We start from the raw sequence: 22186 nt of genomic DNA, 5'->3' as shown, positions 1-22186 counted from the left end.
TGTTTTCTCCTACGCACGCGCCGCGCGGATCAGCGCCAGTGCTTCCGCGGGATCGAGGCGGCCGTCATAGAGCGCGCGGCCAGCGATGGCGCCTTCGAGCTTTTTCGCCCGTGGTGCCAGCATCGCCTTGACGTCCTCGATCGAGGCCAGGCCGCCGGAGGCGATCACGGGGATCGAGATGGCATCACCGAGCGCGATCGTGGCCTCGAGGTTGAGGCCCTTGAGCAGGCCGTCGCGCGCGATGTCGGTGAAGATGATCGCGGCGACGCCGGCGTCCTCGAAACGCCTGGCGATGTCGAGCGCCGTGACCTCGGAGGTCTCGGCCCAGCCTTCGACCGCAACCTTGCCGTCGCGGGCATCGAGGCCGACGGCGACGCGGCCGGGGAAGGCTTTCGCCGCGGTCTTCACCAGCTCGGGATCGCGCACCGCCGCGGTGCCGATGATGACACGGGTGATGCCCTTGGTCAGCCAGGCCTCGACCGTCGCGAGATCGCGGATGCCGCCGCCGAGCTGCACCGGCATGTTGACGACTTTCAACATCGCCTCGACCGCATGCGCATTCATCGGCTTGCCGGCGAAGGCGCCGTCGAGATCGACGACGTGGAGATAGTCGAAGCCCTGGTCGGCGAAGCTCTTGGCTTGCGCAGCGGGATCGAGATTGAACACGGTGGCGCGGGCCATGTCGCCCTGCTCCAGGCGCACGCATTGGCCGTTCTTCAGATCGATGGCAGGAAACAAAATCATCTGAGCTGTCTTTCAGGCAAGCGCCCTGCCCGCCTCCTGGACGGACAGGCGCGCTGCGCTCACGGCTTCCACTTCAGGAAGTTGGAAATGAGGGCGAGACCGAAACGCTGGCTCTTCTCGGGATGGAATTGCGTGCCGATCGCGGTGTCCTTGCCGACGATCGCGGTGACCGGACCGCCGTAGTCGGCGCGCGCCAGCACGTCGTTCTCGTTGACGGCATTCAAGTGATAGGAGTGCACGAAGTAGGCGTGCAGGCCCTTCGGCCCGAGCGGCAGCCGCTCCAGCACCGGATGCTCTTGCAGCACATCGAGCGTGTTCCATCCCATGTGCGGGATCTTCAGGCTCTCGTCGCGCGGCGTGATCTTCTCGACGTCGCCGGAGACCCAGTCGAAGCCGTCGGTGGTGACGTGCTCCTTGCCGCGCGTCGCCATCAGCTGCATGCCGACGCAGATGCCGAAGAACGGCCGCGCCTTGTGGCGCACGGCCTCGGTCATCGCCTCCAGCATGCCATCGACGGAGTCGAGTCCGCGGCGGCAGTCGGCGAAGGCGCCGACGCCGGGCAGCACGATGCGGTCAGCGCGATACACCGTGTCCGGATCGCGCGTCACCACGACCTTCTGCGGATCCGCCATGCCGCGCGCGGCGCGCTCGAACGCCTTGGCGGCGGAATGCAGATTGCCGGAGCCGTAATCGATGATCGCGACACTCATCGTCCACCTCCGGGTTCTGGGAACAAGCCAATGATGCTGGCATGCGGCAGCGGCGGCGGGTGCTGCCCATTGCCATTGTCACGCGAGGGCGGCGGTGCGCCGCGATCGACGGTGTAGTTGCTGTAGCCGAGATCGCTGCGCCGGGCGGCCCAGCGCTCGAAGAAGCGGCGCTCGGCGGCATCGAGATCGTCGGCCACGACGACGTCGAGCTGGCGCCAATTGCCGCGCGAATAGCTCCAGCGCTTCAGGCTCGAGGCTTCGAGCCCGAGCAGGATCGCAAGCAACAGATCGATTCCGGCAATCGCGGCGCCGCTGACGCCGACGCGTACCAGGACGACGTCGAGCGCGATCATCAGCAGGGCCCAGACCAGCATCGCAAGCCAGAGGCGATGCCAGGCCAGCCAGACGGCGCCGAGCACGGCGGCCCAGAAATGGAAGCCGTCACGGATGAAGACGAAGCGATCGGTCGAGCGCAGATCGGCTCCGGCGGCGAGGGGAGCGTGAACCGTATAAACGGGCATGTCGAAATTCCCTTGGGAGGAGGGAGGTCAGCCGCCGAGCTGACCCTTGGTGGATGGCACTTCGCCCTTGTTGCGCGGGTCGATCGCGAGCGCGGTTCGCAGCGCCCGGGCCAGACCCTTGAAGCAGGATTCGGCAATATGATGGGCGTTCTCGCCGTACAGCGTCTCGACATGCAAGGTGATGCCGGCGTTCATGGCAAAGGCATTGAACCATTCGCGCACCAGCTCGGTGTCGAACTCGCCGATCTTGTCGCGCGCGAAGGTCGTGCGGAACACCAGCATCGGCCGGCCGGACACGTCGATCACGACGCGCGTCAGCGTCTCGTCCATCGGCATGTGGATCGAGGCGTAGCGGGTGATGCCGGCCATGTCGCCGAGCGACTGACGCACGGCCTGGCCGAGGGCGATGCCGACATCCTCAGTGGTGTGGTGGAAATCGATATGCAGGTCGCCGACCGCCTTGACGGTCATGTCGATGCGGGAATGCCGGGCAAGCAGATCCAGCATGTGATCGAAGAAGCCGATCCCGGTCGCGATATCAACCACGCCGGTGCCGTCGAGGTTCACGGACACCTCGATCTCGGTCTCTTTGGTCTTGCGCTTGATGGTCGCGCTACGCATGGGGTCAGCTTTCCCTTGAAAACGCGGCCCTTTTATCAGGCGGATGACACCTTAGCTACTGCGGGATGACGCCCCGGACGCCTGATCTCGGGCCATGGTGAGCGGATTTCAAGGCCTGGCAGGGCAGGGCAGGGACCCGGTAATTGTATCCCGACGCCTCAGCCCCTAAATCAGGGCATCAACCAGGGATCCCCCATGCACGCATCTTCGAACGAGCCCACCGTCTGGCACGGCACCACGATCCTGACCGTCCGCAAGGGGGGCAGGGTGGTGATCGGCGGCGACGGCCAGGTCTCGATCGGCCAGACCGTGATCAAGTCCAACGCCCGCAAGGTGCGCAAGCTCGGCAAGGGCGACGTCATCGGCGGCTTCGCCGGCGCCACGGCCGACGCGTTCACCCTGTTCGAGCGGCTGGAGAGCAAGCTGGAGCAGTATCCGGGGCAGCTGACCCGGGCCGCCGTCGAGCTCGCCAAGGACTGGCGGACCGACCGCTATCTGCGCCGGCTGGAGGCCATGATGATCGTGGCCGACAAGGAGGTCTCGCTGGTGCTGACCGGGACGGGCGACGTCCTGGAACCGGAGGCCGGCGTGATGGCGATCGGCTCCGGCGGCAACTATGCGCTGGCGGCCGCGCGGGCGCTGATCGACACCGACAAGGACGCCGAGAGCATCGTGCGCCGCTCGCTCGACATCGCCGCCGACATCTGCGTCTACACCAACCGCAACATCACCATCGAAGCGCTGTCGGCCGAGTAGACGATGACCGCGGACGAGATCGGCGCCCCGTCCCGGCCTTGGTCCGGACCCTGGCTCATCCTGGCGCTCGGTCTGCTGGCGCTGCAGGCCGCACTGTTGTTCGCGATGGGCCGGCTGCCGATCTGCGCCTGCGGCACCGTCAAGCTGTGGCACGGCGTGGTGCAGAGCTCGGAGAACTCCCAGCATCTCACCGACTGGTACACGTTCTCCCATGTCATTCACGGCTTCCTGTTCTATGCGCTGACCGCGCTGGTTCTGCCGTTTCTGCCGTGGCAGGGGCGACTGATCATCGCGATGCTGATCGAGGGCGCCTGGGAGCTGGTCGAGAACTCCAGCTTCATCATCGAGCGCTATCGCGCCGCCACGATCTCGCTGGACTATTTCGGCGACAGCATCGTGAACTCCGTCGGCGACACCTTGGCGATGATGACCGGCTTCCTGCTGGCGCGGGTGCTGCCGGTCTGGCTGACCGTCGTGATCGCAATCGCGTTCGAGATCGGGGTCGGCCTGCACATCCGTGACAACCTGACCCTGAACATCCTGATGCTGATCTATCCAACCGAGGCGATCCGGCAGTGGCAGGCCGGGCCGCCGCTCCTGTGACGGCGGAAATCCGGCTTGCCCTCATCCCCGTCCGACCCTAGCTAGAGCCCATGACCGACTTTTCCCCCCGCGAAATCGTCTCCGAACTCGACCGCTACATCGTCGGCCAGGCCGACGCCAAGCGCGCCGTCTCCATCGCCCTGCGCAACCGCTGGCGCCGGCTGCAGCTCGATGCCGGCCTGCGCGAGGAGGTGCTGCCGAAGAACATCCTGATGATCGGCCCGACCGGCGTCGGCAAGACCGAGATCGCGCGGCGGCTGGCCAAGCTCGCGGGCGCGCCGTTCCTCAAGGTCGAGGCGACCAAGTTCACCGAGGTCGGCTATGTCGGCCGCGACGTCGAGCAGATCATCCGCGACCTCGTCGAGGTCGCGATCGTCCAGGTGCGCGAGCGCAAGCGCAAGGACGTCGCCGCCCGCGCCCAGCTCGCCGCCGAGGAGCGCGTGCTGGATGCGCTGGTTGGCGCCAATGCGAGTGCTGCGACGCGCGACTCGTTCCGCCGCAAGCTGCGCGCCGGCGAACTGAACGACAAGGAAATCGAAATCGAGACGCAGTCCTCGGGCGGCGGCATGCCGATGTTCGAAATCCCAGGCATGCCGGGCGCGCAGATGGGTGCGATCTCGATCGGCGACATCTTCGGCAAGCTCGGCGGCCGCACCAAGACGCGGCGCGTGACGGTCGAGGCCTCGCACGACATCCTGATCGCGGAGGAATCCGACAAGCTGCTCGACAGCGACCAGCTGGTGCAGGAGGCGATCGGCGTGGTCGAGAACAACGGCATCGTGTTCCTCGACGAAATCGACAAGATCTGCGTGCGCGAGAACCGCGCCGGCGGCGACGTCTCTCGCGAGGGCGTGCAGCGCGACCTGCTGCCGCTGATCGAGGGCACGACGGTCTCGACCAAGCATGGCGCGGTCAAGACCGATCACGTCCTGTTCATTGCCTCGGGCGCGTTCCACATCGCCAAGCCCTCGGACCTCTTGCCGGAGCTGCAGGGACGATTGCCGATCCGGGTCGAGCTGCAGGCGCTGACGCGCGACGACATGCGCCGCATCCTGACCGAGCCGGAGGCATCGCTGATCAAGCAATATGTCGCGCTGATGCAGACCGAGGGCGTGACGCTCGACATCACCGACGATGCGATCGACGCGCTCGCCGACATCGCGGTTGCGGTGAATTCCACGGTCGAGAACATCGGCGCGCGCCGGCTGCAGACGGTGATGGAACGCGTGCTGGACGAGATCTCCTTCAACGCCTCCGACCGCGGCGGCGAGACGATGCGTGTCGACGCCGCCTATGTGCAGCAGCACATCGGCGACCTCGCCAAGAACACGGATCTCAGCCGGTTCATTTTGTAAGAGGCGTCGCCCTTCAGCCTCTGCGCTCTTTCGCACAGGCGTAGCGTCACCCTCCGCTGTCGTCCCCGCGAAGGCGGGGACCCATAACCACCGAAGCTGATTGTCACTCAAGATGGCGGCTCCAGCCCTGCCTCATCACGTACAGCGGTGGTTACGGGTCCCGGCTCAAGGCCGGGACGACAGCGGTGGGTGTGGCGGCGAGCTTGCCTCCATCTCTCACCGCTCGGACATCGCATGACGGCCGCCTACAGCCGGCACTGGCGCACGATGCTCGCCGCCAACGCCGCGGTCATGCTCGGCGTGTTCCTGCACAAGCTCACGCTGCCGCCCTACATTCCCTACATCCACCTGCTTGTCGACTATCACCACGGCTTCATCAAGCGCGCGCTGATCGGGGCCATCGTCGGGTTGTTCACGACGAAGGTGCCGGTGTGGCTGGTGTTCGCGTTGGCAGGCCTCGTCTGGCTGATCACGTTCGGATTGTTCGTCCAGCTATTCCGCCGAACATTCGGATTGAACAGCGCACAGCTCCCGCTGTTCGTCTTCACCGCTGGCTCGCCGTTCGTGTTCAAGAACTTCCTGTTCACGCTCGGGCACTTCGACGTCTATGGCTGTCTTGGTGCCATCATCCTGATGGTGGTGCCGGCGGGCTCGCTCGGCTACGTCCTGCTCGCTGCGCTGACCTCGGCGGTGCTGGTGCTGATCCATCACATCCATCTGCTGATGTACGTGCCCACCATCGCCGCCATCGTCGTGCTGCGCTACTACTTGCCGCGCAGGACGACGCGCCTCGACATGGCCGTCGGCGGAGCCGCACTGATCGGACTCGGCGCGCTGTTCCTAACGGCGCAGTTCCTCGGCACGATGCCGCTGCCGGAAGCGGACTTCACAGCATATCTGCGGACCCGCATGGCCGATCCGACACGCACCGAGCTCTTGCAGTTCGCTTACGTGTGGTACCAGCCACTGACGAAGGAGGTGCAGGACACCTGGGCAAGACTGCCGTCGAACCTGCTCGGCTTGCCCGTCTATGCGCTGCTGCTCTGGCTTCACGCGCCGCTCTGGCGCACTTTCAGGGACCTGATTGGCGCGCTGGAAGAGCAGCGCCATCGCCAGATCGTCATCGCCGCGCTGGTTGTCATCACTCTCGCTTACCTCGTGATGTTCGCGATGGTGTTCGACTATTCGCGCTGGATCTCGAGCTGGGTGGTCTGCATGGTGCTGATGCTGCACGCGGTGAAGACGCTGCCCACCACAAAGCCTGTGGCCCTCATCGACGCCGGCGACCGCACGACCACGATCCTGGGCTGGATCGTCACCGCCATCCCGCGCGTCGGCATCATCCGGCCGTTCTGACGCTCAGCCCCGGGCGCGCCTGATCCGGACATAGAGCGCGCCGGCACCGCCATGTCCCACATGAGCCTCCTCGAAGCCGACAATCAGCGAGCGGAATTCCGGCAGGCTCAGCCAATGCGGCACCTGGCGCCGGAGCACGCCGCGTTCGGGATCCGCACCGATCGTACCCTTGCCGGTGATGACGAGCACGAAGGTGAGCCCGTCATGCTGGGCGCGATGCAGGAAATGATGCAGCGCCTGGTGCGCCCGGCTCTGGGTCATGCCGTGTAGATCGAGCCGCGCATCGATCTCGCTGCGGCCGCGCGACAGTTTCGAGCGCTCCTTGCGGCCGAGCGAGACCAGAGGCGGGATGGCCGGCCGGGCCGGCTTCGGCACGACCACCGGAGCGACCGGCCGCGGCGTCATCATCGGCTTGTCCGGCTGCGGCTCGGCCGTCACCATCGGCGGATGCGGCCGCACCGGACGCGGTGTCTTGCGCAGCGGCTTGACCTGGCGCGCGACCGTCTCCCACAGCGTACGCTCGTCCTCGGAGAGGCCACGCTTGCGACGGCCGCGGGGCGGCTCGGGATCTTCAGACATGGAGACGGCTTGTCATCGGCGGTTGCGGTGGCGCCTGCCATAACGCAATCGGCGGATATTGCGATCACTTTCGATACGGGGGCGGGCCTCGGGCAGGGGCACGGGCTGTGGTGCCACGACGTTCTGCGCCACCGTGGTCGCCGGGCTTGCGCTCGCGGCGGGAGCAGAGGCTTTCGCATCGTTGACCGGAGAGGCGGCGGCTTTGTTGGCCTGGTTGGCCTGCCCCTGATCCTTGACCTGATCCTTGGCTGCCTCCTTCGGCAGCACCTGCGGAAACAGTTTTGCGATCTTCTCCGACGGCCGTGCATCCGGCAGCGGCATCTTGCGGCCACGCGCAACCGGATCGAGGCTCTTCGGCACCAGCATCACGAACTGGATGCTGTGCTTGAGACGGCCGGAAACCTTGCCGGCGTCCTGGCCGGCGCCGAAATAGAGATCGGCCCGCGCAGGTCCGACGATCGCCGAGCCCGTATCCTGCGCGATCATCAGCCGGTGGAACGCCGTCTTCGACTTCTCGGATTCGATCGGCAGCTCGCCGGTGATGAAGAACGGCGTGCCATAGACGTGCAGCGACTTGTCGACCGCGATCGAGCGGCCCGGGGTCAGCGGAATGCCCTGCGCGCCGACCGCCTCGTCCTTCTCCGACAGCTGCACCTCGCGGAAGAAGATGTAGGAGCGGTTCATCCGCCGCAGCTCGTTGGCACCTTCCGGATTCTGCTCCATCCAGTCGCGGATGCGCTGCATCGACATCTGCTCGCGTGGAATGATGCCGCGCTCGATCAGGATGCGGCCGACCGGTGTGTAGGGAAGGCCATTATAGGCATCGTAGTTGATGCGAATGGTCGAGCCGTCGTCGAGACTGATGCGCGCCGATCCCTGGATCTGGGCAAACAGCAGGTCGGTCTGGTTCCTGAGCCATGCGATCTCCAGGCCGCGCCCCTCGATGGCACCGTCCTCGATCTCGGCGCGGTCGTAGTAGGGGACCAGCTTGCGCCGTCCGATCTTGCGATAGACGGGGCCCTTGTTGGGCAGACTCGTCGCATCCTGCTTGAAACCACGGACAAACAAATTGGAGGGCCGGCGATAGACTGGAACGTTGTAGACCTCATTCTGGGTCCGCGAGCCCTCGATGACGGGTTCGTAGTAGCCGGTGACGAAACCGTCGGCATCGCCGAGCTTGGAGATCCTCAGCGGCTCGAAGTGCCGTTCGAAAAAAGCCCTTGCCGCAGCATTGTCGGCGAGATCGGTGGCCCGAGCATCGCGACAGGGGTCGCGCAGGGAATCACCCAGCGCCTTACCATCCACCCTGCCATCCGGCGCTGCATCCGTCTTCGCGGCGATCGGCTTGCAGCTGGCGCGGAACGTCCGATAGGCCGCGAGCTGATCGTCGTCGTTCCAGCCGGGCACGTCGGTCCAATCCATCGGCAGGTACTGGCTGTTACTGATCTCGAGCGGCCAGTCGAGCTGCGGGTAGGGCAGGTGGCGCATCGGCGGCGTCGCCGCCCGATGGCGCGCGCGAACCGCCTCGGCTGCATAGGGGGCGAGCGCCACGGCAGCGACGCTCAGGGCGAGCGCCGGCGTCCAGTAGGTCAGGCGGCGGGCGGTAAAACCCCGCTTCCAAATTTCGCGAACCATGCTTGCACCATCAAAGTACCACTCAACGCGAAATTCAGAGAAAACGGGATGCTGAAAAGATCCGTGTCAAAAATCGAGGATGCGCCTCTTCACGCGCCTCACGCAGCCGGTCGACAACGGGAGCAGGCGATCTCCCAATGTAACGCTAGCGGCGGCAGCCTATTCCATCAATGGCTGCCGGTTCCGACCAGCTTCCAGTTCGGATCGCGCGAGCCGGTGTCGCGGGCGAAAGTCCAGATGTCGGTGATGTCGGCGACCTTGTCCGGATTGCCGTCGACGATGTTGCCGCCCTTGTCGCGTGTCACCGAGATCATCTGCGAGACGAAGCGCACCGTGACCTGCGCGGTGCGGTCGCGCAGCTCGGCGCCGACCAGTTCGGCGGTATCGATGGAGACGAAGCGGGTTTCGGTCTTCTGCTCCTGCTTCTCACGCTCCTTGATGACGGCGTCGAAACTCTCATAGACCTCGGACGACAACAGGTCGCGCAACGCGCGGCGATCGCCATTGGCAAACGCCAGCACGATCATCTCGTAGGCGCTGCGCGCGCCGGTCAGGAAATGGCGCGGATCGAACGAGGAGTCGTCGGCGACGATCGCATCGAGGCCACGGGCGAGCGGCGTGCCCGGCTCGGCCAGACCACGCCAGCGATCACCCGGCGCCGGCATCTCGCCGCCGGGGACCGCAGCCGAGGGGTCGATGGGCTTGTTGGGAACCGGCATGACGTGGTTGTCCGGCGCGCCCTGGACCGCGTTTCGGGCGGCATGATCGAACGGCGTCCGCTCGCTCCCGGTGCGCTGCCCGAGCACGGCGCGCAGGCGGATGAAGATGAAGACCGCCAGCGCCAGGAAGATGATGGTATAAATGTCCACGTCGTGTTCGCTTTCTGACTTGTCGAGCCGAACGCGAAGCCCGGCCACCGGGCACCCGTTCTACAGGATCCAGGTAAAGACCCGTGAATCCCTGGTCGACCCGGATGTAGTCATCGAATTGGGCCCGGCCAATGGCGCATTGTGGCGCGCCGATCCTAACCCTTTTCCCCCTCAAGGGGAAATCCCGATCGGCCCCGGATTGGAACAGGGGAGGCCCGTCTCTGGTTCCCTCCGACGGCCGATGCGACAAATAGAGGCATGCCGGCCGGATCGAGCGGTTGCCTCGGCCCTTGACGGCGTCAGTGGCTCGTCCTTGTGGAACAAGCCGGCCCTATGGTAGCCACGCGCCGCAACGACCCGCCCTTTTTGCCTGGAGAACACTGCGATGACCAACGGTAACGGCGCCACTCCCGACGCGGCTCCTCCTCCTCAACTGAACGTGCTGGCGCAATACATCAAGGATCTCTCGTTCGAGAATCCGAACGCTCCGCAGTCCCTGGCGCCGCAGGGCCAGCCGCCGCAGATCAACATCCAGATCAATGTCGGTGCCAATGCGCTGAATGACACCGAATACGAGGTGACGCTGACGATCGAGGGCAAGGCCGAGAGCGGCAGCCAGGTGATGTTCAGCTTCGAGCTGGTCTATGGCGGCGTGTTCCGGCTGGTCAACATCCCGCGCGAGAACCTGTCGCCGATGCTGCTGATCGAATGCCCGCGCCTGCTGTTCCCGTTCGCCCGCGAGATCGTCGCCAACTCGGTGCGCGACGGCGGCTTCCCGCCCCTGATGCTGGACCCGGTCGATTTCGTCGGCCTGTACCGCCAGAACATGGAACGCCAAGCCGCGGCCCAGGGCGGCCAGGTGCTGTCGAGCTGATCGTTTCGCTCTTTAAAAGTTTGATGTTTGCAGGGCGTGATCCGCTGCCGATCAGGCGGATCACGTGCCGGCGAGAAACTCCATCCAGATCGGCTTGTCGCCGAGGGTAGCGATGAAGGCGCGATGTGCCTCTCGCTCCGCCTCCGTGACCCGCGGCGACAGCGGCTGCTCTCGCTGACGGCGCGGCGTCTCGCCGGCGGACCCGATGCGGATCTCCTGGCTGTCCTGGGTCAGGATCAGCTGCGACTGCCGCGCCCCGACCAGATCGACATAAACCTCCGCCAGCAGCTCGGCGTCGAGCAACGCGCCGTGCTTGGTCCGGCGTGAGTTGTCGATCGCATAGCGCGAGCAGAGGTCGTCGAGGCGGTTCGACACGCCAGGATGCTTGCGACGTGCGAGCAGCAGCGTATCGACCAGACGATCCCTGGGAATGGCCGCGCGCTTGACCCGGTCGAGCTCGGCATTGATGAAGCCGATATCGAACGAGGCGTTGTGGATCACCAGCGGGGCATCGCCGATGAACTCCAGGAACTCCTCGACGACCTCGTGAAACAGCGGCTTGTCGGCCAGGAACTCGCTCGACAGGCCGTGAACCGCGAACGCTTCCGCCGGCATGTCGCGTTCGGGATTGATGTAGCGATGGTAGACTTGACCGGTGGGCATGCGGTTGATGATTTCGACACAGCCGATCTCGACGAGGCGGTCGCCGCGCAGGGCGTCGAGGCCGGTGGTTTCGGTGTCGAGAACGATCTCACGCATCTGATTTGATCCGTCTGACTTGATCCGTCGAAATTCCGCGCGGCCGGATTTGCGAATCAGCCCCGGCGCTGCGGCATTCTAACGACCTCCGCCAGGATGTCGCGGATGCGTGCCCGCACCGGATCGAGCCCGTGCGAGGTATCCACGACGAAATCGGCGCGCTTGCGCTTCTCGGCATCCGGCATCTGCCGTGCGAGCAGCGCATCGAGCGCTTCGTCCGTCATCGTGCCGCGCGCCAGGATGCGCTGACGCTGGATCTCGGGCGAGGTCGACACCACCACCACGGCATCGACGCGCTTGTCGCCGCCGGTCTCGAACAGCAAGGGAATATCGACGACGGCAACCGGCACGCCGGACCGCTCGGCGTCGTCGAGAAATTTCTGGTGGTAGGAGCGCAGCATCGGATGCACGATCGCCTCGAGCCGGCGGATCGCAGCGGGATCGCCGACGACCTTCGCCGACAGCTTGGATCGATCCACCTTGCCGTCCACCGTGGTACCAGGGAATTCGGCTTCGATCGCCGGCGCGGCTTCGGCTTCATAGACCTTATGAACGGTCGCGTCGGCGTCGTAGACCGGGACGCCGGCTTCGGCGAACAGCTTCGCGGTCGTCGACTTGCCCATGCCCATCGAGCCGGTCAGACCCAGCACTCTCATCCGCGGTCACTCCCCTTACGCGTGGCTGCGGTCGGCATCAGATCCTGAGCAGCTTCGCTTCGCGAAAATAGGCGAGCAGCGGCAGCAACGGCAGGCCGAGGATGGTGAAGTGATCGCCGTCGATCCGGTCGAACAGGTGCACCCCGAGCCCCTCCAATTGATAGGCGCCGACGCTGGATGTGACGGCGTCACCGGCGGCATCGAGATAGGCCGCGATCTCGGCCTCAGAGAGGGCTCGCATCGTCATCCAGGCGACGGCGACGTGCGAGAACAGCACCTCGCCGTTGCGGACCACCGCGATGGCCGAGTGCAGCGCATGGGTGCGCCCGCCCAGCGCCAACAATTGCTGCATGGCATGCTGGCGGCCGGCCGGCTTGTTGAACATGCGCTCACCCAACGCGAGCGTCTGATCCGCGCCGACCACATAGGAATTGGGCCTGCTTGCCGAGACCGCAGCGGCCTTCGCATTGGCGAGGTGTAACGCAATCTCGTAGGGCGCGACCAGGCCGGCTTCGGCCTGGACCGCGCGCTCGTCGATATCGGCCGGAAGCGCCTCGCACGCGAGTCCTGCGTTCGCGAGCAGCATCCGCCGCGCGCGGCTCTGCGATGCCAGAATGAGAGGCTCGTCACTGCACCAGATGGACATTGATCCGCTCACTAGTCCGGAAGCCGCTGCCGCTGCCGGTCGGTATAGAGTTTCAGGATCGCGGCGGCCGTCTCCTCAATCGAGCGCCGCGTCACGTCGAGCATGACCCAGTTGAACTTCGCACTGAGCTTGCGCGCATAGGCGACCTCGTCCGTCACCGACTGCTTGTCGACATAGTTCTCATTGCCGGATTCCGCACCCATGCTGAGCAGGCGATTCTGCCGCACCTGGATCAGCCGCTCCGGGGTCGCATGCAGGCTGACGACCAGCGGTTTCTTCAATGTCTCGAGCTGGTGCGGGATCGGAATGCCCGGGACCAGCGGCACGTTGGCTGTGCGCACGCCGCGGTTGGCGAGATAGATCGAGGTCGGAGTCTTCGAGGTCCGGCTGACGCCCACCAGCACCACCTCGGCGTCTTCGAGGCCGTCGACCATTTGCCCGTCATCGTGGAGCATCGTGTAGTTCAGCGCATCGATGCGGGCGAAATATTCGGCATTGAGCACGTGCTGCGCACCGACGCGGCCGGCGGTCGACGCGCCGAGATAGGCCTCGAACAGCTGCATCACCGGACCGATGATCGACAGGCTCGGAATGTTGATCTGCTGGCACTTGCCTTCGAGCCGGCTGACCAGGTCCTTCTCGAGCAGGGTGAACAGCACGATGCCCGGCGCTTCCTCGATCTCGTCGAGCACGCGGTCGAGCTGCTTCTGGCTCCGCACCAGCGGGTAGACGTGCTCGACCGGGGTCACGTTGGTGTATTGCGCGGCGACTGCTCGCGCGACCGTGATCAGGGTTTCGCCCGTCGAGTCGGAAACCAGATGCAGGTGAAAGTAGTTGCCGGTGGTGGGCATCAAATCCTTAACGATCTGTGAATCCCTGTGAAGGATGGGACCAAAAAGCAGCCGCCGACCGCGCCCTTTGGATAACCCCGATTCTTCTGCACATGGTCGCCGTCCCGGGACAACGCCAAGCCGCAGGCTGATGATATCGGGACGACGCTCGTTTGTCTCTGGATAAGCTGTCGAAGGATTTCGGCAAGCGTTTGAATCGCATTGAACTCTGGGGCGATCCGGTGGGCGCAGCGCGCATGTTGAGGGATGTGAACAAGCTGCGGGCAGACTGCGGATGACATTGCATGAGTCCAATCCACCGCTACCTAGACTCAAACCTTAAGATTCTAAAATTATTTGGTTTGGAGGAGACTGAGCGAGCGGATATGTCTCAGCACGCAAGCTTATCGCTGCCTGAGAGGACCGCGCGTTTCCGATGTATGAGTGGATCAAGGCCCTTCACGTCATCGCTGTCATCGCGTGGATGGCCGGCATGCTGTATCTGCCGCGGCTGTTCGTCTATCATTGCGAGGCCGAGATCGGCTCGAAGCAGTCCGAGACGTTCAAGGTTATGGAGCGGCGCCTGCTGAAGGCGATCATCAATCCGGCGATCACCGTGACTTGGCTTGCCGGACTCTATCTGGTCTGGGCCGGCCACTGGTATACCAGCGGTTGGTTTCATGCAAAATTTCTCCTGGTGCTGATCATGTCGGGAGTCCACGGACTGTTCACCCGCTGGGTCAGGGAATTCGGCGCCGACAAGAACACCCGGAGCCAGAAATTCTACCGCTATGTCAATGAGGTACCGACGGTGCTGATGATCGGCATCGTGATTCTCGTGATCGTCAAGCCGTTCTGACCGTTTCCCAGGGAATACCGCTCCGCTGCAGATGCCTTGCAGACGACGGCGCGATTTTCTATATTATGGATATCCCACCCCACGCAGGCGGATGTGGTTGCGTTCCGGCTTGACCGGCCGCCGCATCAGGTCTGGTGCCTCATCGGCGCCAACCTTGCTCAGACCTGCGGACCTCATTTTCGTCCGCCTTCCCACAGCCACCTCGCATCCCTCCCAAGTCGCTTCCACAGGACCACCCCAATGCGGGAAATCAAACTACAGGACCTTAAGTCAAAGACGCCGGCCGAGCTCGTCTCCTTCGCGGAGGAAAACGGGGTCGAGAACGCCAGCACGATGCGCAAGCAGGAGCTGATGTTCGCCATCCTCAAGCAGCTCGCCATCCAGGAGATCGACATCATCGGCGAGGGCGTCGTCGAGGTTCTGTCCGACGGCTTCGGCTTCCTCCGCTCGCCCGACGCCAACTACCTGCCCGGCCCCGATGACATCTATGTCTCGCCGTCGCAGATCCGCCGCTTCGGCCTGCGGACCGGTGATACGATCGAGGGCCACATCCGCAGCCCGAAGGAGGGCGAGCGCTATTTCGCGCTCCTCAAGGTCAACACGCTGAACTTCGAGGATCCCGAGAAGTCCAAGCACAAGGTCAATTTCGACAACCTGACGCCGCTGTTTCCGGACGAGCGCTTCCGGCTCGAGCTCGAGGATCCGACCCGCAAGGATCTGTCGCCGCGCGTCATCGACATCGTCGCGCCGATCGGCAAGGGCCAACGCGCGCTGATCGTCGCGCCGCCGCGCACCGGCAAGACCGTGCTGATGCAGAACATCGCGCACTCGATCACGGCCAATCATCCCGAGTGCTACCTGATCGTGCTGCTGATCGACGAGCGCCCCGAGGAAGTCACGGACATGCAGCGCTCGGTGAAGGGCGAGGTCGTGTCCTCGACCTTCGACGAGCCGGCGGCCCGTCACGTCCAGGTCGCGGAAATGGTGATCGAGAAGGCCAAGCGCCTGGTCGAGCACGGCCGTGACGTCGTCATTCTCCTGGACTCGATCACCCGCCTCGGCCGCGCCTATAACACTGTCGTGCCGTCATCCGGCAAGGTGCTGACCGGCGGTGTCGACGCCAACGCGCTGCAGCGGCCGAAGCGCTTCTTCGGTGCCGCCCGCAACATCGAGGAAGGCGGCTCGCTGACGATCATCGCCACCGCGCTGGTCGACACCGGCAGCCGCATGGACGAGGTCATCTTCGAAGAGTTCAAGGGCACCGGCAACTCCGAACTCATCCTCGACCGCAAGGTCGCGGACAAGCGGACCTTCCCGGCGATCGACATCGCCCGGTCCGGTACCCGCAAGGAAGAGCTCATCACCGAGCCGCAGAACCTCAAGAAGATGTACGTCCTCCGCCGCATTCTCAATCCGATGGGTACCATGGACGCGATCGACTTCCTGCTCGACAAGCTCCGCAGCACCAAGAGCAATGCCGAGTTCTTCGAATCCATGAACACCTGATTGGACCACGGTCTCGATCTGGAAAGGGCGCTCTTCGGAGCGCCCTTTTTGTTTGCGAGACTGGATCAGGCGCGGGCACCACCGCTCGTCGGCGGCATCCGGCGTAAAGCATGCCGCTGCAAACCGATTGTGTTTCGCTGCCGGCAAGCCCAACTGAGGATCATGCATCCTCACGATCAGACCATCTTTGCAATGTCCTCGGGACGGCTGCCGAGCGCGATTGCGATTGTCAGACTCTCTGGCTCACATGCGGGATCTGCCCTTCGGCTGCTGGCGGGAAGATTGCCGGTGCCGAGGACTGCAACCCGCGCCTTGTTGCGCGATGGCGGTGGCGAAGCGATCGACGATGCCGTGGTGCTGTGGTTTCCCGGACCCGCAAGCGCCACCGGCGAGGATGTCGCCGAGCTGCACGTCCATGGCAGCCGGGCCGTCATCGCGGCGGTGTTCTCGCTCCTCTCGACGATGCCGCAGATGCGCCCTGCGGAGCCGGGCGAGTTCACGCGGCGCGCGTTCGAGAATGGCAAGATCGATCTGACCGAAGCCGAGGGGCTCGACGATCTCATTCACGCCGACACCGATCGCCAGCGGCGCCAGGCGTTGCAGCAGTTGAAGGGCCTGCTGGGCGACAAGGCGCGGAGCTGGCGTGAGCAGATCATCGAAGCTGCGGCGCTGATCGAAGCCGGGATCGACTTTGCCGATGAAGGCGATGTGCCGGCCGAACTGATGGCGCCGGCGCTGTCCCGGATCGAACGGCTCCTGGCGGAGATCGAGACCGTTCTGACGGCGCAGGGCCGGGCGGAGCGGCTGCGTGACGGCCTGACGGTCGTGATCGCCGGACCTCCGAACGCCGGCAAGTCGACATTGATGAACCAACTGGCCCGGCGTGAAGTGGCGATCGTCTCGCCCCATGCCGGCACGACGCGCGACGTCATCGAGGTTCAGCTCGATCTCCAGGGCTATCCCGTCACGGTGATCGATACTGCGGGGATCCGGGAGACGGACGATCCCGTGGAGCAGGAGGGCGTGCGGCGGGCCCGCGATCGGGCGGCGCAGGCCGATCTCGTGCTGTGGCTGTCCGAGGATGATCAGGCGGAGGCAGAGCGTCGAACCGGGGTGCCTGTCTGGCTGGTCCGCAACAAGATCGACCTGCCGACCCCCCAGGAGAGAGCTGCGGCGTCGGTGCAAAGCGCGGAGCGAGTTTTTGCGATCTCGGCGAGAACCGGAGCAGGCTTGTCCGAACTGATGGAGGCCTTGATCGGCTTCGCTGGTGACTTCTTTGGATCGGCCGAGAGTGGCCTGATCACGCGAGAACGGCAACGAACCCTGCTCGAGGAGACAGCGGCCGCACTTCGCCAGAGCATTGCGGCCGTAGATCTCGGGGAGGAGCTCGCCGCGGAGGAGCTGCGGATCGCCGCCCTCGCGCTCGGGCGCCTCTTGGGGCGGGTTGACATCGAGGATGTGCTGGACGTGATCTTTCGCGAGTTCTGTATCGGCAAGTAGCGACGGCAACGGTCTCGGCGCGACAGATATACTTAATGAAGCGTTGCTTGGTTAACGGACCATCAACTGTTTCACGTGAAACAGGGACGGAACTCTTGCGACGTTTCACGTGAAACAAGTTCCGATCTCAGGGTGCTGTTTCACGTGAAACGTCCTCGCCTCGCCTCGCCTCGCCTTGTCGTGGCGAATGTTTCACGTGAAACGTCTTCCGAGCGTTGTCTGCAAGCGTTAGATAAGCCCCCATGTTCCAGCATCTGACATCCTACGACGTCATCGTCATCGGTGGCGGCCACGCCGGCTGCGAAGCTGCGGCGGGTGCGGCGCGCATGGGCGCCCGGACCGCGCTGATCACCCATCAGTTCGCGACGATCGGGGCCATGTCCTGCAATCCGGCCATCGGAGGTTTAGGGAAAGGACATCTGGTTCGCGAAGTCGATGCTCTCGACGGCTTGATGGGCCGCATCGCCGATGCTGGCGGCATCCAGTTTCGGGTTCTGAACCGCCGGAAGGGACCCGCCGTTCGAGGTCCGCGCGCCCAGGCCGATCGCAAGCTTTATGCCGCAGCAATGCAGTCGGCGATCCGGGAGACCGCGAACCTTTCTGTGATCGAAGGCGAGGCGGACGAACTGATCGTCACGGACGGCCGGGTCACGGGCGTGCGGTTGGCCGACGGCCGGACCTTTGTCTGTGCTGCTGTGGTCATCACGACCGGCACGTTCCTCCGTGGTCTGATTCACCTCGGTGAGCGGACCTGGCCGGCGGGCCGGGTCGGCGAAGCCCCGGCGCTGGGACTCTCCCAGTCCCTCGAAGCCATCGGATTTCAGCTCGGCCGGCTCAAGACTGGGACCCCGCCGCGTCTGGATGGATCGACGATCGACTGGACAGCAGTCGAGATGCAGCCCGGCGACGATCCGCCGGAGCCGTTCTCCGTCCTGACCGGTAAGATCACCACCCCACAGATCCAATGCGGCATCACCCGGACGACGACCGCGACACATGAGGTGATCCGCGCCAATGTCCATCGCTCGCCGATGTACTCCGGGCAGATCAAGTCGACCGGGCCGCGCTATTGTCCCTCGGTCGAGGACAAGATCGTTCGCTTCGGTGATCGCGACGGCCACCAGATCTTCCTGGAGCCGGAAGGACTCGACGACACGACGGTCTACCCGAACGGCATCTCGACCTCGCTGCCGGAGGAGGTTCAGCTCGCGCTACTGCCGACCATCCCGGGTCTCGAGCGGGTCCGGATGATCCGGCCCGGCTATGCGATCGAGTATGACCACGTCGATCCGCGTGAGCTCGAGCCGACACTGCAGACCAGGCGGATGAAGGGTCTATTCCTGGCCGGTCAGATCAACGGCACGACCGGGTATGAGGAGGCCGCGGCTCAAGGTCTGGTCGCCGGCCTCAATGCGGCGCTGGCCGCAGGCGGCGGCGGGCCGGTCGTGTTTGATCGCGCTGACGGTTATCTCGGGGTGATGATCGATGACCTGGTCACGCGAGGGATCACCGAGCCGTATCGGATGTTCACCTCGCGCGCCGAGTATCGGCTGACGTTGCGGGCGGACAATGCGGACCAGCGGCTGACCGACAAGGGCATCGCACTCGGCTGTGTCGGCAATGAGCGTGCGTGTTTCCATCGAAGCAAGATGGATGCGTTGGAGGCTGCCCGTTCGCTGGCGAGGTCGCTGACGATCACGCCCAACGAGGCGGCTAAGCATGGCCTCACGCTCAACAAGGATGGCCAGCGCCGCTCGGCCTTCGAGCTGATGGCCTATCCGGAGATCGGCTTCTCCGAGGTGAGGGTGATCTGGCCGGAGCTCGGCGCGATCGATGCCGCCATCGCCGCCCATCTCGAGATCGATGCCAAATATGATGTCTATGTCCGCCGCCAAAGCGACGACGTCGATGCCTTCCGGCGCGACGAGGGATTGGTGCTCGGCGACATCGACTATGCGCTCGTTCCGGGTCTTTCCAATGAGGCGCGGGCGAAGCTGGCGGCTGCCAGGCCGTGGACGATCGGGCAGGCGGGCCGGATCGACGGCATGACGCCGGCGGCGCTCGGAATTCTCGCGGCCTATCTTCGCCGCGAAGCGCGTCGCAGCAAGGCCGCGGGCTGAAGGGCGTTTCACGTGAAACAAGCAGTGGCGTCCAAGGTGATCGAATCCGACAAGGCGGCTGCGCTCGCCTTGACGCCCGTTTCGCGTGAAACGGAGCAGCGCCTCGATCGCTATGTCTCCCTGCTGCTGGAGTGGCAGGCCAAGACGAATCTCGTCGCGCCCTCGACCTTGCCGCATCTCTGGACCCGGCACATTTCGGATTCGCTGCAGCTTCTCGATCTCGCGCCCGACGCCCGGATCTGGGTCGATCTCGGCAGCGGCGGCGGGTTCCCGGGCGTCGTCCTCGCCTGCGCGCTGGCCGAGCGGCCCGGCGCCCAGGTCCATCTGGTTGAGCGCATCGCCAAGAAGGCGGCGTTCCTGCGCGAAGCAATTCGCGTCACCGGTGCTCCGGGGATCGTGCATTTGTCAGAGATCGGGGATATCGTGGAGAAGTGGAGCGGGCGAGTCGATTGCGTGACCGCACGTGCGCTGGCTCCGCTACACCAACTCATCGGCTTTGCGGAGCCCCTGGTGAAAAAAGGCGCGAAAGCGCTGTTTCTCAAGGGTCAAGATGTAGAAGCGGAATTGACCGAATCTACTAAGTATTGGAAAATTGAGCCGAAACTTCATTCCAGCCGGACGGGCGGGCAGGGCTGGATCGTCGCAATCGATTGCATCGAGCGACAGAGCTGAATTCCGTCAAGACGACAACCAATGGCGATCGCGCATGGCCGTAATTGATCAGATTTATCAAGAAGATAGGGCTCCTCACCCGGAGGGGCATCCGCGCATCCTGGCGCTCGCCAACCAGAAGGGCGGGGTTGGCAAGACCACGACCGCGATCAATCTCGGCACGGCGCTGGCCGCGATCGGCGAGCGCGTGCTGATCGTCGACCTCGATCCGCAGGGCAATGCCTCGACCGGGCTCGGCATCGACCGTGGCAGCCGCAACTGCTCGACCTATGACGTGCTGATCGGCGAGGCCTCGCTGCGCGACGCCGTCGTTGCGACGGCCGTGCCACGGCTGCACATCGCCTCCTCGACGATGGACCTGTCGGGTCTGGAGCTTGAGCTCGGCTCCAGCGCCAACCGCGCCTTCCGTCTGCGCGACGCGATCGCCGGTCTCAACAACAACGTCTCGCCGGAGAACGACTACACCTACGTGCTGGTCGATTGCCCGCCGTCGCTGAACCTGCTGACGGTCAATGCGATGGCGGCGTCGGATGCGATCCTGGTGCCGCTGCAGTGCGAGTTCTTCGCGCTCGAAGGTCTGTCGCAATTGCTGCAGACCGTGGAGCAGGTGCGCTCGACCCTGAACCCGAACCTGTCGATCCACGGCATCGTGCTGACGATGTTCGACTCGCGCAACAACCTGTCGAACCAGGTGGTGGCCGACGTCCGTCAGTTCATGGGATCGAAGGTCTACAACACGATGATCCCGCGCAACGTGCGCATCTCGGAAGCACCGTCCTACGGCAAGCCGGTGCTGGTCTACGATTTGAAGTGCGTCGGCAGCGAGGCCTATCTGAAGCTCGCCACCGAGGTCATTCAGCGCGAGCGTGACCTGCGCACGAACTGACCTTGCCTCTGCTCCGGGCACCTCGTCGCCCGGATCTCATTTGAGGACGGCAGCGGATCCGGTCAGGATCCGCTCCCTCGTTCATTGTGCCGGCGGGACTGATCGGCAGCAGACGCAAGCGGAGCGTGACGTGAATCCAAAGGAGAAGGCGATGGCCGACGAGTCGCGATCGCGATTGGGCCGGGGTCTTGCAAGTCTGATCGGTGACGTCGGCCGCGAGGCCGGCGCGCCGCCGGAGCGGCCGCGCAATCAGCGCAAGGTGCCGATCGAGTTTCTCAAGCCCAATCCGCGCAACCCGCGCAAGACGTTTTCCGACGGCGAGCTCGCCGAGCTCTCGGCCTCGATCAAGCAGCACGGCGTGATCCAGCCGATCGTGGTGCGTCCGGTGAAGGGCCAGCACGACCGCTACGAGATCATCGCCGGCGAGCGGCGCTGGCGCGCCTCGCAGGCCGCCGGCCTGCACGAGGTGCCGATCGTTCCGGTCGATGTCAGCGACAGCGATGCGCTGGAGCTCGCGATCATCGAGAACGTGCAGCGCGAGGATCTCAATCCGATGGAGGAGGCGCAGGGCTATCACGCGCTCGCCAACGAGTTCAAACGCAACCAGGAAGACATCGCCAAGATCGTCGGCAAGAGCCGCAGCCACGTCGCCAACATGATGCGGCTGACCAAGCTGCCGGCCGAGGTGCAGGGCTTCATCGCGACCGGGCAGATCTCGGCCGGCCATGCGCGCGCGCTGATCAACCTGCCGGACCCGATGTCGGCGGCGAAGAAGATCATCGCGGAAGGATTGAACGTCCGGCAGACCGAGGCCCTGGCGCATGAGGAAGGCGTGCCGGAGCGCAAGCCGCAGAAGCCGCGCAGCAGCGGCAGCGCACCGGCGGAGAAGAAGGACGCCGACACCATCGCGCTGGAGAAGCGCGTCGGCGATGCGCTCGGCCTTTCCGTGTCGATCAGCCACCGCGATCCCGGCGGCACGGTGCAGATCACCTATCGCAGCCTGGAGCAGCTCGACGAGGTGATGCGTCGGTTGGAGCAGGGTTAGATGTGAGTTGGCGGCGCTTACTGCGCCGCGGTCTCTCATGAGATCGTTGCCCCGAACTCACATTCGTCATGGCCGGGTCAAGCA

At 64.7% G+C, this 22186-nt stretch carries 23 protein-coding genes; 12 read left to right on the top strand and 11 right to left on the bottom strand.

Annotated elements, in window-relative coordinates:
- Nucleotides 1–9: 9 nt before the first annotated feature.
- The 4 genes from hisA to hisB are packed head-to-tail and all read right to left on the bottom strand — an operon-like array spanning nucleotide 10 to nucleotide 2596.
- Nucleotides 10–744: a 1-(5-phosphoribosyl)-5-[(5-phosphoribosylamino)methylideneamino]imidazole-4-carboxamide isomerase gene (gene hisA, locus ACQR1F_RS14060; protein WP_434913306.1), complete on the bottom strand. Its 735-nt coding sequence runs from the start codon at nucleotides 742–744 to the stop codon at nucleotides 10–12.
- Between the two features lie 59 nt (nucleotides 745–803).
- Entirely contained in the window at nucleotides 804–1454 is a 651-nt protein-coding gene (gene hisH / locus ACQR1F_RS14055; protein WP_316215433.1) for an imidazole glycerol phosphate synthase subunit HisH, read from the bottom strand.
- Nucleotides 1451–1975, bottom strand: coding sequence for a DUF2628 domain-containing protein (locus ACQR1F_RS14050; protein ID WP_315800869.1), 525 nt, complete (start codon nucleotides 1973–1975; stop codon nucleotides 1451–1453). The genes hisH and ACQR1F_RS14050 overlap by 4 nt, the downstream gene beginning before the upstream one ends.
- 27 nt (nucleotides 1976–2002) lie before the next feature.
- On the bottom strand, nucleotides 2003–2596 hold the full coding sequence (gene hisB, locus ACQR1F_RS14045) for an imidazoleglycerol-phosphate dehydratase HisB (protein ID WP_434913305.1): 594 nt from the start codon (nucleotides 2594–2596) through the stop codon (nucleotides 2003–2005).
- A 195-nt stretch (nucleotides 2597–2791) separates the two neighbouring features.
- Here hisB and hslV point away from each other — a divergent pair, with 195 nt between their 5' ends.
- From hslV to ACQR1F_RS14025, 4 genes are all read left to right on the top strand, one after another.
- Entirely contained in the window at nucleotides 2792–3352 is a 561-nt protein-coding gene (hslV, locus tag ACQR1F_RS14040; RefSeq protein WP_315750519.1) for an ATP-dependent protease subunit HslV, read from the top strand.
- Between the two features lie 3 nt (nucleotides 3353–3355).
- On the top strand, nucleotides 3356–3955 hold the full coding sequence (locus ACQR1F_RS14035) for a DUF2585 domain-containing protein (protein WP_434874698.1): 600 nt from the start codon (nucleotides 3356–3358) through the stop codon (nucleotides 3953–3955).
- Nucleotides 3956–4005: 50 nt separating this feature from the next.
- Nucleotides 4006–5310: an ATP-dependent protease ATPase subunit HslU gene (hslU, locus tag ACQR1F_RS14030; protein WP_315800872.1), complete on the top strand. Its 1305-nt coding sequence runs from the start codon at nucleotides 4006–4008 to the stop codon at nucleotides 5308–5310.
- A 234-nt stretch (nucleotides 5311–5544) separates the two neighbouring features.
- Nucleotides 5545–6666, top strand: a complete 1122-nt coding sequence (locus ACQR1F_RS14025) for a hypothetical protein (protein ID WP_434913304.1) — start codon at nucleotides 5545–5547, stop codon at nucleotides 6664–6666.
- Between the two features lie 3 nt (nucleotides 6667–6669).
- Here the strand turns inward: ACQR1F_RS14025 and ACQR1F_RS14020 are convergent, their stop codons facing one another.
- From ACQR1F_RS14020 to ACQR1F_RS14010, 3 genes are all read right to left on the bottom strand, one after another.
- Complete coding sequence (locus ACQR1F_RS14020) at nucleotides 6670–7245, bottom strand: Smr/MutS family protein (RefSeq protein ID WP_316183034.1); 576 nt, start codon at nucleotides 7243–7245, stop codon at nucleotides 6670–6672.
- Between the two features lie 12 nt (nucleotides 7246–7257).
- Nucleotides 7258–8880, bottom strand: coding sequence for a murein transglycosylase A (gene mltA / locus ACQR1F_RS14015; RefSeq protein ID WP_434874700.1), 1623 nt, complete (start codon nucleotides 8878–8880; stop codon nucleotides 7258–7260).
- A gap of 167 nt (nucleotides 8881–9047) precedes the next feature.
- Nucleotides 9048–9749, bottom strand: coding sequence for a Tim44/TimA family putative adaptor protein (locus ACQR1F_RS14010; RefSeq protein ID WP_315716796.1), 702 nt, complete (start codon nucleotides 9747–9749; stop codon nucleotides 9048–9050).
- A gap of 385 nt (nucleotides 9750–10134) precedes the next feature.
- On the opposite strand from ACQR1F_RS14010, the gene secB reads away from it, so the two are divergent.
- A complete protein-coding gene (gene secB / locus ACQR1F_RS14005; protein WP_315800877.1) occupies nucleotides 10135–10623 on the top strand; it encodes a protein-export chaperone SecB in 489 nt (162 codons plus the stop codon).
- A 60-nt stretch (nucleotides 10624–10683) separates the two neighbouring features.
- Here secB and dnaQ read toward each other — a convergent pair whose 3' ends face one another.
- The 4 genes from dnaQ to ACQR1F_RS13985 are packed head-to-tail and all read right to left on the bottom strand — an operon-like array spanning nucleotide 10684 to nucleotide 13535.
- Entirely contained in the window at nucleotides 10684–11382 is a 699-nt protein-coding gene (dnaQ, locus tag ACQR1F_RS14000; RefSeq protein ID WP_315800878.1) for a DNA polymerase III subunit epsilon, read from the bottom strand.
- A gap of 56 nt (nucleotides 11383–11438) precedes the next feature.
- Nucleotides 11439–12038 carry a dephospho-CoA kinase gene (gene coaE / locus ACQR1F_RS13995; protein ID WP_434913303.1) on the bottom strand — a complete coding sequence of 200 codons (600 nt, stop codon included), beginning with the start codon at nucleotides 12036–12038 and terminating at the stop codon, nucleotides 11439–11441.
- Nucleotides 12039–12075: 37 nt separating this feature from the next.
- Complete coding sequence (locus ACQR1F_RS13990; protein WP_315800880.1) at nucleotides 12076–12684, bottom strand: Maf family protein; 609 nt, start codon at nucleotides 12682–12684, stop codon at nucleotides 12076–12078.
- Between the two features lie 11 nt (nucleotides 12685–12695).
- The gene (locus ACQR1F_RS13985; protein WP_315740416.1) at nucleotides 12696–13535 is read right to left on the bottom strand and encodes a pyruvate, water dikinase regulatory protein; all 840 of its coding nucleotides are present in this window, start codon (nucleotides 13533–13535) and stop codon (nucleotides 12696–12698) included.
- Between the two features lie 415 nt (nucleotides 13536–13950).
- On the opposite strand from ACQR1F_RS13985, the gene hemJ reads away from it, so the two are divergent.
- The 7 genes from hemJ to ACQR1F_RS13950 all read left to right on the top strand — a co-directional run bounded on the left by hemJ (nucleotide 13951) and on the right by ACQR1F_RS13950 (nucleotide 22102).
- On the top strand, nucleotides 13951–14373 hold the full coding sequence (gene hemJ / locus ACQR1F_RS13980; protein ID WP_315800882.1) for a protoporphyrinogen oxidase HemJ: 423 nt from the start codon (nucleotides 13951–13953) through the stop codon (nucleotides 14371–14373).
- A 240-nt stretch (nucleotides 14374–14613) separates the two neighbouring features.
- Complete coding sequence (gene rho, locus ACQR1F_RS13975) at nucleotides 14614–15879, top strand: transcription termination factor Rho (RefSeq protein ID WP_315740414.1); 1266 nt, start codon at nucleotides 14614–14616, stop codon at nucleotides 15877–15879.
- A gap of 162 nt (nucleotides 15880–16041) precedes the next feature.
- Nucleotides 16042–17379 (top strand): tRNA uridine-5-carboxymethylaminomethyl(34) synthesis GTPase MnmE, encoded by a 1338-nt coding sequence (gene mnmE, locus ACQR1F_RS13970; RefSeq protein ID WP_434913347.1) that lies wholly within the window; start codon nucleotides 16042–16044, stop codon nucleotides 17377–17379.
- A 242-nt stretch (nucleotides 17380–17621) separates the two neighbouring features.
- Nucleotides 17622–19499: a tRNA uridine-5-carboxymethylaminomethyl(34) synthesis enzyme MnmG gene (gene mnmG, locus ACQR1F_RS13965; RefSeq protein ID WP_434913302.1), complete on the top strand. Its 1878-nt coding sequence runs from the start codon at nucleotides 17622–17624 to the stop codon at nucleotides 19497–19499.
- 12 nt (nucleotides 19500–19511) lie between these two features.
- Nucleotides 19512–20171, top strand: coding sequence for a 16S rRNA (guanine(527)-N(7))-methyltransferase RsmG (rsmG, locus tag ACQR1F_RS13960; RefSeq protein ID WP_316215423.1), 660 nt, complete (start codon nucleotides 19512–19514; stop codon nucleotides 20169–20171).
- Between the two features lie 34 nt (nucleotides 20172–20205).
- Nucleotides 20206–21057, top strand: coding sequence for a ParA family protein (locus tag ACQR1F_RS13955; protein ID WP_315800885.1), 852 nt, complete (start codon nucleotides 20206–20208; stop codon nucleotides 21055–21057).
- A 151-nt stretch (nucleotides 21058–21208) separates the two neighbouring features.
- Complete coding sequence (locus tag ACQR1F_RS13950; protein WP_315716956.1) at nucleotides 21209–22102, top strand: ParB/RepB/Spo0J family partition protein; 894 nt, start codon at nucleotides 21209–21211, stop codon at nucleotides 22100–22102.
- Nucleotides 22103–22186 lie beyond the last annotated feature (84 nt).

This window comes from Bradyrhizobium sp. HKCCYLS3013 (assembly GCF_051167615.1).
Taxonomy (GTDB): Bacteria; Pseudomonadota; Alphaproteobacteria; order Rhizobiales; family Xanthobacteraceae; genus Bradyrhizobium.
This window is presented reverse-complemented; position numbering and strand designations above follow the sequence as displayed.

What these genes read in the sequence shown, in the direction of transcription:
- dnaQ (WP_315800878.1), bottom strand. Translation starts at nt 11,382, where the DNA reads ATGCGTGAGATCGTTCTCGACACCGAAACCACCGGCCTCGACGCCCTG.
- mltA (WP_434874700.1), bottom strand. Translation starts at nt 8,880, where the DNA reads ATGGTTCGCGAAATTTGGAAGCGGGGTTTTACCGCCCGCCGCCTGACC.
- hslV (WP_315750519.1), top strand. Translation starts at nt 2,792, where the DNA reads ATGCACGCATCTTCGAACGAGCCCACCGTCTGGCACGGCACCACGATC.
- hisB (WP_434913305.1), bottom strand. Translation starts at nt 2,596, where the DNA reads ATGCGTAGCGCGACCATCAAGCGCAAGACCAAAGAGACCGAGATCGAG.
- ACQR1F_RS13950 (WP_315716956.1), top strand. Translation starts at nt 21,209, where the DNA reads ATGGCCGACGAGTCGCGATCGCGATTGGGCCGGGGTCTTGCAAGTCTG.
- ACQR1F_RS13955 (WP_315800885.1), top strand. Translation starts at nt 20,206, where the DNA reads ATGGCCGTAATTGATCAGATTTATCAAGAAGATAGGGCTCCTCACCCG.
- hisH (WP_316215433.1), bottom strand. Translation starts at nt 1,454, where the DNA reads ATGAGTGTCGCGATCATCGATTACGGCTCCGGCAATCTGCATTCCGCC.
- coaE (WP_434913303.1), bottom strand. Translation starts at nt 12,038, where the DNA reads ATGAGAGTGCTGGGTCTGACCGGCTCGATGGGCATGGGCAAGTCGACG.
- hemJ (WP_315800882.1), top strand. Translation starts at nt 13,951, where the DNA reads ATGTATGAGTGGATCAAGGCCCTTCACGTCATCGCTGTCATCGCGTGG.
- ACQR1F_RS13990 (WP_315800880.1), bottom strand. Translation starts at nt 12,684, where the DNA reads ATGTCCATCTGGTGCAGTGACGAGCCTCTCATTCTGGCATCGCAGAGC.
- ACQR1F_RS14035 (WP_434874698.1), top strand. Translation starts at nt 3,356, where the DNA reads ATGACCGCGGACGAGATCGGCGCCCCGTCCCGGCCTTGGTCCGGACCC.
- ACQR1F_RS13985 (WP_315740416.1), bottom strand. Translation starts at nt 13,535, where the DNA reads ATGCCCACCACCGGCAACTACTTTCACCTGCATCTGGTTTCCGACTCG.
- mnmG (WP_434913302.1), top strand. Translation starts at nt 17,622, where the DNA reads ATGTTCCAGCATCTGACATCCTACGACGTCATCGTCATCGGTGGCGGC.
- secB (WP_315800877.1), top strand. Translation starts at nt 10,135, where the DNA reads ATGACCAACGGTAACGGCGCCACTCCCGACGCGGCTCCTCCTCCTCAA.
- ACQR1F_RS14025 (WP_434913304.1), top strand. Translation starts at nt 5,545, where the DNA reads ATGACGGCCGCCTACAGCCGGCACTGGCGCACGATGCTCGCCGCCAAC.
- ACQR1F_RS14020 (WP_316183034.1), bottom strand. Translation starts at nt 7,245, where the DNA reads ATGTCTGAAGATCCCGAGCCGCCCCGCGGCCGTCGCAAGCGTGGCCTC.
- rho (WP_315740414.1), top strand. Translation starts at nt 14,614, where the DNA reads ATGCGGGAAATCAAACTACAGGACCTTAAGTCAAAGACGCCGGCCGAG.
- ACQR1F_RS14050 (WP_315800869.1), bottom strand. Translation starts at nt 1,975, where the DNA reads ATGCCCGTTTATACGGTTCACGCTCCCCTCGCCGCCGGAGCCGATCTG.
- mnmE (WP_434913347.1), top strand. Translation starts at nt 16,042, where the DNA reads ATGCATCCTCACGATCAGACCATCTTTGCAATGTCCTCGGGACGGCTG.
- hslU (WP_315800872.1), top strand. Translation starts at nt 4,006, where the DNA reads ATGACCGACTTTTCCCCCCGCGAAATCGTCTCCGAACTCGACCGCTAC.
- hisA (WP_434913306.1), bottom strand. Translation starts at nt 744, where the DNA reads ATGATTTTGTTTCCTGCCATCGATCTGAAGAACGGCCAATGCGTGCGC.